The sequence below is a fragment of the Marseilla massiliensis genome, from assembly GCF_016899855.1.
Taxonomy (GTDB): domain Bacteria; phylum Bacteroidota; class Bacteroidia; order Bacteroidales; family Bacteroidaceae; genus Prevotella.
Genome location: NZ_JACJJG010000096.1, coordinates 1 through 9,889 on the forward strand (window position 1 = coordinate 1; position 9,889 = coordinate 9,889).

Sequence of the window (9,889 nt, forward strand, 5' to 3'; positions counted from 1 at the left end):
CTTATCCATACTTCAAATTATATAACAAAACTATTGATTTTTAATCTTTTAAAAGAAAAACTCGATGTGCTCAATTTTATGTTGCTGAAAGGCCATCCAACAAAACTGCGGAAGAACCTATAATTTGAAGTATGGATAAGCCGGATAGTTTTATAGCCCTAAATTTCAATTTAATCAATATACAGGTACTGATTATCAGGGACTTATGAGCATACAAGATAATACAAATACTTGAATATCAGCATCTTATCTTTATCCAACAGAACTGCGGATGAACCTGGAATATCTTGTGTGAACGCGTCTTTACGGCATTCATCGTCCAGCGCCCGTCAGGACGCCCCGCGGAATCAAACCTTCCGGTAAGTGACTCACCGCCAAACGAATAATAAACCTGTCCGGTAAGGTCGTGCCCCGACACGCCGACAGTCAGCAGAGTAGTGCCTTTCTTGAAACCAAGTAAACGTGAACTGCACCTCGAACGGTACACGTAACAACCGGCGCGACGGCCGTCAGCATAATCGACATACAGCGAACGCCTCAACCCGAAAGTCCTGTAAGTAAACAGCCAGCGCCCTTGTTTCCTGCCGTTGCCGAACAATCCATACGCCGTCTCCTTGATTCAACCTTTCGGTTGAACGTACGTCATCCTTGAAAACCAGAACTTTCCACCATATATCCTGCCGTTACCGGAGTCGTCATAAAAGTAAACCGCCCGCCCGTCATGATAAACACCTGAATAGCAACGCCGGCCATTCGGATAGGCCGGGCTTGCTCCTACGGACATGACGAACCGTCTGGCAAGCAACATCAAATCAGCCAATTGCATACAATCACATTCCAACTCCCCGGCCGCACAGGAGCAATATACTTTTTAACATGAAGCGTGGAGCCGATAATGCCATGTCAATGATGAAGGTCGTAGGAAAACCCGAAAGAGAGATATAGCCGTAGCGGCCCACGCAAACCGTGAGAACCACCATGCCTTCATCTCTCTTTTGCATGAAAATTTCCTACGTTTTCATCATCGAGAAGAGCATTGCGCTTCTTATATTCGTATGTCCTTGAAAGAGCCTAAAACTCAATCAGTTGCAAAGGTACAATAATCTATTAAATAAAAGAAGCGTTTTGCCGAAAAAAAGAAAAAGAACCATAAAAAAGAACGAGTTAAGGCAAGGCGGTTATGTTAAAGAATGTTACGCTAAACTTCAATTTGAGGCAACCCCGTAAAAAGGGAATGACACCTATATATGCGGTTATCCGTGTCGGCAGAAAACAATATAAAGTGCCCACGGGATGCAGTATAAAGCCGTGGCAATGGGACGAAAAGAAGCAACTACCACGTTATAATATAGATAAGGAAGATGAGGCTAATGCAATTAAAGTTATTAACACTATTTCACAATTCAGGCTTAGTTTTCAAAAATCTTTTCTATATCTTTGCTTCACAACGGACGTCCCGACAATAACATTAATAAAAAGATTAACTATGACAAATAAAATAGCAAGCCAAAAGGCAAACGCAGGAGCAAAAGCAACTTCACTAATGGAGCGTGCTTTCACGATATACTACATCGAGAACCCCGATGTGAAAGAGACAACGCGCAAAGTAATGCGAGACCGCCTCAGCAGTTATTTGACGTTTCTCACCGAAACAGGCGACACAGTAAAGAGGCTTACGCAACGGGGTATAAATGAGTTCCGTGATTACTTGGTTTATCAACGGGAAAGCGGTAGTCGGCGTATAAGTAATGCGCAAATAAACAACCTCTGTAACGTTGTTGCAAGGTTGGTTAAGGTTATTGCCACGCATACGGAATTTTCCCACTATAATATAAACAAAGTCGAATACCAACCACTCAAAGAAATCAAGCCAAAAAATGAATGGAAAAAGAGACGGCCGCTTACTGAGCAAGAAATAACCGCCTTGCTAACTTGCCGAACATTAACACCGCAAGAACAAGAATATCGCGACTTGTTTATCATGGAGTGTGAGTGCGGTTGTCGGATTAGCGATATGCCCAAGCTGTTCAACCAAACAGCCCAAAAACATTTCAATACTAATGGCAAAGAAGTAATAAGTATTGATACACAAAAGGAACACATAAGGGCGTATATATTGGTGACAGATATAATGAAAGGATATATTACAAGGTATGCCGATAATGGCTTCATGTATGCCCATCCTGACAATACCCGTACATTCACGAACAAATATAACCGCATTATACGTAATGTTGCCCGTAAGGCAGGACTAACGGGGGTGGAAACGTTCAAGGATGCAAATGGGAACATAAAGACTGTGCGCCTTTGCGATATAATATCAAGTCATTTCGCGCGATATACATTTATTCGTAAAATGCTGCAACAAGGTTATAGTGCAGACGAGCTTCGCCGTCTCACAGGCCACGCCGATACAACGATGATAAACGAGGTGTACAACGTCCATAATGATGACGATGAGGCTAATGCAGTATTCCGTGCGCATGACCGTGTAAGCGGAACGACTGCCGACAATACCTGTGAGCAACAGCAAAGTACCGCACTGACAACTTATTTGCTACATTGTCGCGACATATTGTCGTGGCTTGGTGAGCCGCGCGAGAACTACGCCGACATCCGCGACCCACGGGGACTTGCACGCTTAATTGCGACCCGTTACGAAGTCCCATTGGCAAATATGGGATGGGATGTTGAGGCTATAGAACGACTATATAAGGACGATGATACAGAGGGTTACAAACGTTTGAAAGCAGATATTAAGCGGTTGAGGCTAAATTTATAGCCTCAACCCACAAACTCTTTCTTAACGCGTTTAATTGTCGATATGCTGCATTTTGTGCCTTTTTGGCTACAAATGGCAAACGTTTCGGAAACGGAAAGCCCTTTGCGCAAACACTTGATAACGTCTTTGTACTGTTCTTCCTTTTGTTGCCGTGTCTTTACGCTGCCGACCTTGCGGCCCATGCGAACACCGCGAGCAATGGCAAGGCGGCGACCGCTATTAAGACGGTACGCGATATTCTCTCTTTCCTTTTCGGCGCAAAACGAGAGGCAAGACACGTATATGGCCATAATGCCGTCCACCTTGCCGTCACCGTCAAGAACGTGTAAATTTTCTTTTTGAAAGAATACGTCAATTTTTTTATCAATACAAAACTTTATGCCCGATAAAACCTCCCATATTGCCCTACCAAAACGGCTTAACTCGCTGCAAAGTATGGTGTCAATGCGGTTGACCTCCGCATACTCCAAGCAGGCCATGAGCACGGCACGTTCCTCGTTACGCTTTGCACCGCTGACCTTTTCGTTAAAGACCTTGACAACCTCTATGCCGTTTGCCTCCGCATACTTAGTGAGGTCGGCTATTTGCCTGTCATTCGTTTGACGGTCTGTGATTGACGATGTACGGGTGTAAATAACAGCTTTCATGTTATGTCTGATTTAATTCGGATGCAAAGATACGAATTATTTTGCCGACAGTCAAATAATACATAGATTTATTTGAGCCTAACGAAAACATTTAACATTCACTAGCATAAGATTAATCAAAGAATAATATGAGACCAAAAATAAGGCGGTTCAAAAGCACAAATAAGATTTATTTGAGCCATTTTTATTTTTGAGCCTCAACGTCAAAATTTGACACCTGAGAAGTATCAATTTTTGACACGTATAGTATGAGACGAAAAGCCCTAACCCCACTGTATAGGGGCTATCGCCGTCCCTCTCGCCCAAGGGGGGTAGGCTTATGTCCCCTGTGTTTGTTTCAAAATTAAAACGGTGCAATTAGATAAAAACAGTTTGCAAAATATTTCGGCAGAAGAAAATCAGAATAAAAACAACTAACTATTTATATTAAATCAATTAAACGTACTATTTATATACAAAGCAAAAGAGTATGAATAATTACATTGAATACAAGCGGCAAACACGCGAAATGCCGCAGTACGTTCGCGACAAAATAGCCGCCAAGCTACGAGGGCGCAAACTGTCTGATGAGACAAAACGGCGCATAAGCGATGGCCAACGTAGGGCATGGGCGCAAATACCGCCACAGCAAGATTTTGACAAGCTTTGGCCGACAAATGACAACGACAACAAAGACCCAAAAGGCAATGTCACTGAAAAGGAGAACACATTTTAACGTGGATAGGTTGAGGCTTTGTTACAAGCAGCCTCAACAGCTGTTTTATGATGTCACAAGTTTAGAGAATGGTGACGAAATGGATTGCGGCTATTTTAGGCTTAAGGTCATAGACAACGGGCGGGCGACTGACAACGAGTTGCCACCGACTAACGCAACTGCGCTGATAACATACTGGGACGGAAGCAAAGATGTCTCCATGGGGGAACTAACGCTAAATAACTCTGCCAAGTACAAGGGGCGTTGCTTCCTCTCGTTTGCCCAACCATCTTTATATGATTGCCAAGGCCGAGATGTCTGCACAGGCGAAAAATACAACCATTTGTGCTACTTGCCGTATGTATCGGATGTCCTTGGCCTCCAACTAAATAATATCACGTTGCTCGAAATCGCGGCCGACAGCAATTACAACCCTATTCCAGCCATCCGCAGACTTGTACATGACCACCAAAATTACGACATGATTTTGCGCGGCAAAAAGGTTGCTGACGCAAACCGTAAAATAGGTGGATATTACGAGACATACGGACGTTCACGCGAACGCCAAGACCGTTATCCTACGCTTAATTTTCGGAGCGAAAAAGACCCCGAGTACCCTAAACTACGAATATATAACAAGACGCGAGAAATATTAGAGAGCAGCGGCAAAAAGTACGAGGAGGCATGGAACGAATACGGCAACCATGCGGTATTTCGTGCGGAAATTGAGTTAAGGAATGAAAGTTACCGCCAATGGTTGTCATATATCCACTCAATAAAGCCCGAATGGGGCGATTTAGAGGCCACAGAACACCTCCTTTTAGGAGAAGAGTACAGAACTGCAATTTGGCTCTATTGGACGCGCAGAATGCTTTATTTTAAGCCAAAAGGTAAAAGAAAAGAGGTCATTGACCTTGCGGATATTATCAGTGGGGAGGTGTGTTAAACCTCCCTATTTTTGTGCCTCACAGGTATATAACCAATACCCCCACGGATGCACGTTTACACCACTCAACCCCTTATGTATAAAGGATTTTATAGGTTTGTTTTTATGCACGTTATAATTTAATAAAAGTTAATGCTCTCAAATGTTGCCGTACACTCGAAAAAAGGATTTATATTTGCCAAATGGAAATAAGAACAAAGGAAAAGAACGCTCCAAAAAATTGATTGTAAAACATTTAATATCAGTGAGTTAAGTAGAGCTAAAAGACTTCCTACGTTTTCACCATCGAGAAGAGCATTGCGCTTCTATTCCAAATAATATACCAACAGGGCATAAGCCCTATATTGACTGCAAAGATAATGTAAATCGTGCTTAATACAAAACAAAACCGCCATTTATTTTTATTACAATGCCGATAAGATTGGCCGCCCACTGCCTGCCTGCGTTTAAACAACTGCAATATGGCGTGAAACCAACGCTTCTGTAATACATGGCCTTTTAGCCTGCAAAAGGCCATGTATTACAACACAAAAGGCGGTCTTTTGCAAGCCAAAAGACCGCCTTTTGTAAAATGACGATTCCCAATGCTGTATTCAGCATTCCGTCAAGCGTATGGCGGAATGCGCTTGACGGCCTCATTTCATGCGGCTTACGGCCTCGGCAAGCGGTGCGCTCAATGGCGGGATTCCTTGCGGAATGGTTACCGTCAGCTGTGCTTCCGCCTTCATGGCAGCCTTCATTTCTTTTTTCGTGCAATGCCTGATGCCGGTTACATAAAGTTCCTCAAAGGTCTGACCTCTAACCTCCTTGAACTTTTTTCCTGGCAAATTCAAGGACATGTCAAGGTATTCATACATGCTGACAAGGTTTCTCAATGTGGGTGTTCCATGTCGTGTGTCATACGTTTCGCTCTTTTTATAGCTATAAAAATGAAACTTCATTCCGAAGAAATTATATGATTTTCCCTCGCTTCCGCCAAAAGCGCTGTCGGTATAGACGGTCAACGTCTTAGCCACCATGTCGCTCTTTATGGCTTGTATAGAGCCGTTTCGGCTGCGCTTCATTATCCCGTTGGCAATCGAATCGTCCAAATAGCCCTTGTCACGGAACTTGTCGAGCAGGCTTCGCTTCTTCAATTTAATCATCGTAGGGCTTGTGTAATATTCCGACTGACCGTTTTCCTTCTGTCTAATCTTGTGCAAGTTCCTTGTCGATAGGGCCTTGCGTCTTATGCGTCCATGGCGCAGCGGTATGTAATAGTCGAACACGGCGTCGCTGAACGACGACGGAACGGAGTCCGTAATCATGTAACTGCGCTCGTATGCGGTTATCACCAGATAGTCGGGACGCTCGTATTTGGCCGTCACTTCGGGTATTGCGTAGGTGTAAGGCGTGAGCCTAACTGTATTGTTTGACACCGTATCGGTGCAGAACTCATGGCTTGTGTAGTTGATGTGCTGAACCGTCACCGTGCCCTTGTATCCCTTGGGCAGGGGCAGAGTGCCGTCGGTACCGCTCACGCCGACGCACTTTCCGCCGTCAACAAACACGCTTGCTGCCTGTACGGGACAGCCGTCGGTGCCGTCAACTATCCTTATCTGCGCATTAACAGGCATGACAAGGAACATTAAAAACAATAGTAACAACCTATTCATATTGACACTTATTTTAATTAAGAATTAAGAGTTAAGAATTAAGAAAGATACCTTCGTTGCGGCAAGGCATATTTTCTTAATTCTTAACTCTTAATTCTTAATTTTCCAGACTCTTAATTCTTAATTGCCGCTTTGCGGCTTACTGTTTGTTCGCGCGCTTGCGGTCGTTATGGTCGAGGATGATTTTACGCATGCGCATCGACTTCGGCGTAACCTCAACAAGCTCGTCCTCCTTGATGTATTCGAGTGCTTCCTCAAGTGAGAGCACCGTGCGCGGCACGATGCGCGCCTTGTCGTCAGAGCCGCTGGCACGGGTATTGGTCAGCTGTTTTGCCTTCGTTACGTTCACCACGAGGTCGTTGTCGTGAACATGCTCGCCAACCACCTCGCCGGCGTAAACCTCGTCGCCCGGGTCGATGAAGAACTTGCCGCGGTCTTGCAGCTTGTCTATCGAGTAGGCGTAGGCCGTGCCCGTCTCCATAGCTATCATGCTGCCGTTGATACGGCGGGTGATGTCTCCCTTGTAAGGTTGGTACTCCTTGAAGCGGTGGGCCATGATAGCCTCGCCCTGGCTGGCGGTCAGCACGTTGGTGCGAAGGCCTATTATGCCGCGCGAGGGGATGTCAAACTCAATGTTAACGCGGTCGGCCTGGCTCTCCATCGAGGTCATCTCGCCCTTGCGTCGGGTCACCATGTCAATCATCTTGCTGGCAAACTCCTCGGGCACGTTTATCGTAAGCTCTTCTATCGGCTCGCATTTCTGGCCGTCGATTTCCTTGTATATCACCTGCGGCTGGCCTACCTGGAGCTCGTAACCCTCACGGCGCATCGTCTCGATGAGCACCGACAGGTGGAGCACACCGCGTCCGCTGACTATCCACTTGTCGGTAGAATCGCCGAATGGAGCCACGCGCAGGGCGAGGTTCTTCTCCAGTTCCTTCTGCAGGCGGTCGTTGATGTGGCGGCTGGTGACGTATTTTCCCTCCTTGCCGAAGAACGGCGAGTCGTTGATAGTGAACAACATGCTCATCGTAGGCTCGTCAATGGCGATGGGAGGCAGCGGCTCCGGATTCTCGAAGTCGCAGATAGTATCGCCAATCTCGAACTTCTCCAGACCGATGATGGCGCAGATGTCGCCGCTCGATACGCTCGGGGTCTTGACGTGGCCCATGCCCTCAAAGGTGTGCAGCTCCTTGATTTTGGTCTTCTCCTGAGAGCCGTCGCGGTGGCAGATGGTGACGTTCATGCCCTCGGTAAGTGTTCCGCGGTGGACACGCCCCACGGCTATACGGCCCGTATAGCTCGAATAGTCGAGACTGGTTATGAGCATTTGCGGCGTACCCTCGAGCGCCTTTGGCGCGGGTATCACCTCTACTATCTTGTCAAGCAGGTAGTTAATGTTGTCAGTAGGCACCTTGTAGTCTTCGCCCATCCAGCCGTTCTTTGCCGAGCCGTACACCACGGGAAAGTCAAGCTGGTCTTCCGTAGCGTTGAGCGAGAACATCAGGTCGAACACCATCTCGTACACTTCCTCGGGGCGGCAGTTTGGTTTGTCCACCTTGTTCACCACTACGATGGGCTTCAGACCTATCTGGAGCGCCTTCTGGAGCACGAAGCGGGTCTGCGGCATGGGGCCCTCGAAGGCGTCAACCAGCAGCAGGCAGCCGTCGGCCATGTTGAGTACACGCTCAACTTCACCGCCGAAGTCAGAGTGTCCCGGGGTGTCTATGATATTGATTTTCGTTCCTTTCCAGTTGATAGATACGTTCTTCGACAGGATTGTTATCCCTCGCTCACGCTCAAGGTCGTTGCTGTCCAACACCTGGCCGCTCAGGTCCTGTCCGTCACGGAACAGGTTTCCGGCCAACATCATCTTGTCCACGAGCGTCGTCTTGCCGTGGTCTACGTGGGCGATAATCGCTATGTTTCTGATATTCTGCATACTAATACCTTATAAACCGGGTGCAAAGGTACATTATTTAATTAAGAATTAAGAATTAAGAATTAAGAAAATAGGGATATGCAGGGTAATTTAAACATTGCGGGGTACCACAGGGCGTAATTACGCTAAGCTTTTACGGAAAAGCAGGATGTAAGCATATAGGCATGCTGCCGTAACAAAACGTCACACGGCATCCATGCGCCAGCGGGACATGAAATAGAAAACCGCAGCCCCAAGGACGGCCTTCGGCGACACGCTTCATGGCCTTTTACGTTACCGTTTGCGGCCTTTTAGGATGCAAAAGACGGTCTTTCATCTTACGGAAGAGCGCCTTTCAGCATGCGTAAAGGCCGTTATTACCACCCGTTCGGACGGCTTTCAACACTCAAAAGGCGGCCTTTCGCACGATTTTCGGCGGCCATATATTGCACATTCGGCAGCGCTTACGACATAAGCACCTCGCTTAACGCACTTTACGTTTGCACACTTATACGTGCGATATTTCCGCCCACGGGGCTTATTTTTCAAAATATCGCCGTATAGACGGCTCAACCAGAATCAGCATGTCACCGTTTAGCGACTTATCGTAGCATAACGTCAGACACAACACAAACATTCAGAAGCCTGTAAGAAAGAAAAATGTTAAAAAATCGTCAACCAAGCATATTTTCTTAATTCTTAATTCTTAATTCTTAATTAAAATCCGTACCTTTGCGCCGCAATTCGGAAAATCCGATGCATTCGACGACGGGCACGCCCGTGATTAAGGCGCAATCCGTCTGAAGGATGTAATTACACAACTCTTTAATCAATCAAACAAAATGTATTTAAACCCAGAGAAAAAACAGGAAATCTTCGGAAAGTACGGAACGTCTAACACTGATACCGGCTCGGCAGAGAGCCAGATAGCATTGTTCTCATACCGTATTTCCCACTTGACGGAGCACCTCAAGAAGAACCACAAGGACCACGTTACACAGAGGTCGCTGACTATCTTGGTAGGTAAACGTCGCCGCCTGCTCGACTATCTGTACAAACGCGACATCAATCGCTACCGTGCAATAGTAAAGGCTCTCGGTCTGCGCCGATAAGCAGAAGTGTAGAAGAATATTCAAAACATTAACCTAAGAGGCCCAAGCGATACTATATCGCTTGGGCCTCTTAGGTTAATGTTTTGGTAGTTAAAGGAGTTAAGGGAGTTAAAGTAGTTAAAGACAAATGTC

General features: G+C 46.2%; 9 protein-coding genes and 1 pseudogene. 5 read left to right on the forward strand and 5 right to left on the reverse strand.

Going from position 1 to position 9,889, the window contains the following annotated elements:
- Positions 1 to 238: 238 nt before the first annotated feature.
- The gene (locus H6A34_RS11875; RefSeq protein WP_205105692.1) at positions 239 to 598 is read right to left on the reverse strand and encodes a hypothetical protein; all 360 of its coding nucleotides are present in this window, start codon (positions 596 to 598) and stop codon (positions 239 to 241) included.
- A 232-nt stretch (positions 599 to 830) separates the two neighbouring features.
- Positions 831 to 1,001: a hypothetical protein gene (locus tag H6A34_RS11880; RefSeq protein WP_021949438.1), complete on the reverse strand. Its 171-nt coding sequence runs from the start codon at positions 999 to 1,001 to the stop codon at positions 831 to 833.
- Between the two features lie 179 nt (positions 1,002 to 1,180).
- Here H6A34_RS11880 and H6A34_RS15545 point away from each other — a divergent pair.
- Positions 1,181 to 1,414, forward strand: a pseudogene (locus H6A34_RS15545) (Arm DNA-binding domain-containing protein); the annotation flags it as partial.
- A gap of 72 nt (positions 1,415 to 1,486) precedes the next feature.
- Positions 1,487 to 2,782, forward strand: a complete 1,296-nt coding sequence (locus H6A34_RS11885; RefSeq protein WP_239480868.1) for a tyrosine-type recombinase/integrase — start codon at positions 1,487 to 1,489, stop codon at positions 2,780 to 2,782.
- A 2-nt stretch (positions 2,783 to 2,784) separates the two neighbouring features.
- Here H6A34_RS11885 and H6A34_RS11890 read toward each other — a convergent pair whose 3' ends face one another.
- Entirely contained in the window at positions 2,785 to 3,429 is a 645-nt protein-coding gene (locus H6A34_RS11890) for a recombinase family protein (RefSeq protein WP_205105694.1), read from the reverse strand.
- Between the two features lie 469 nt (positions 3,430 to 3,898).
- On the opposite strand from H6A34_RS11890, the gene H6A34_RS11895 reads away from it, so the two are divergent.
- Positions 3,899 to 4,144 (forward strand): hypothetical protein, encoded by a 246-nt coding sequence (locus H6A34_RS11895; RefSeq protein WP_205105695.1) that lies wholly within the window; start codon positions 3,899 to 3,901, stop codon positions 4,142 to 4,144.
- Position 4,145: 1 nt separating this feature from the next.
- Positions 4,146 to 5,069: a hypothetical protein gene (locus H6A34_RS11900; protein ID WP_205105696.1), complete on the forward strand. Its 924-nt coding sequence runs from the start codon at positions 4,146 to 4,148 to the stop codon at positions 5,067 to 5,069.
- A 635-nt stretch (positions 5,070 to 5,704) separates the two neighbouring features.
- On the opposite strand, the gene H6A34_RS11905 is transcribed toward H6A34_RS11900, so the two are convergent.
- Together H6A34_RS11905 and typA are read right to left on the reverse strand one after the other, a co-directional pair.
- On the reverse strand, positions 5,705 to 6,724 hold the full coding sequence (locus tag H6A34_RS11905; RefSeq protein ID WP_205105697.1) for a hypothetical protein: 1,020 nt from the start codon (positions 6,722 to 6,724) through the stop codon (positions 5,705 to 5,707).
- 139 nt (positions 6,725 to 6,863) lie between these two features.
- Positions 6,864 to 8,666: a translational GTPase TypA gene (gene typA, locus H6A34_RS11910; RefSeq protein ID WP_205105698.1), complete on the reverse strand. Its 1,803-nt coding sequence runs from the start codon at positions 8,664 to 8,666 to the stop codon at positions 6,864 to 6,866.
- An 821-nt stretch (positions 8,667 to 9,487) separates the two neighbouring features.
- Here typA and rpsO point away from each other — a divergent pair.
- Complete coding sequence (gene rpsO, locus H6A34_RS11915) at positions 9,488 to 9,757, forward strand: 30S ribosomal protein S15 (protein WP_021948304.1); 270 nt, start codon at positions 9,488 to 9,490, stop codon at positions 9,755 to 9,757.
- The last annotated feature ends 132 nt before the right edge of the window (positions 9,758 to 9,889 follow it).

Coding starts and splice junctions, on each gene's coding strand:
- H6A34_RS11880 (WP_021949438.1), bottom strand. CDS start 1,001: ATGCAAAAGAGAGATGAAGGCATGGTGGTTCTCACGGTTTGCGTGGGC.
- H6A34_RS11885 (WP_239480868.1), top strand. CDS start 1,487: ATGACAAATAAAATAGCAAGCCAAAAGGCAAACGCAGGAGCAAAAGCA.
- H6A34_RS11890 (WP_205105694.1), bottom strand. CDS start 3,429: ATGAAAGCTGTTATTTACACCCGTACATCGTCAATCACAGACCGTCAA.
- H6A34_RS11895 (WP_205105695.1), top strand. CDS start 3,899: ATGAATAATTACATTGAATACAAGCGGCAAACACGCGAAATGCCGCAG.
- H6A34_RS11905 (WP_205105697.1), bottom strand. CDS start 6,724: ATGAATAGGTTGTTACTATTGTTTTTAATGTTCCTTGTCATGCCTGTT.
- typA (WP_205105698.1), bottom strand. CDS start 8,666: ATGCAGAATATCAGAAACATAGCGATTATCGCCCACGTAGACCACGGC.
- rpsO (WP_021948304.1), top strand. CDS start 9,488: ATGTATTTAAACCCAGAGAAAAAACAGGAAATCTTCGGAAAGTACGGA.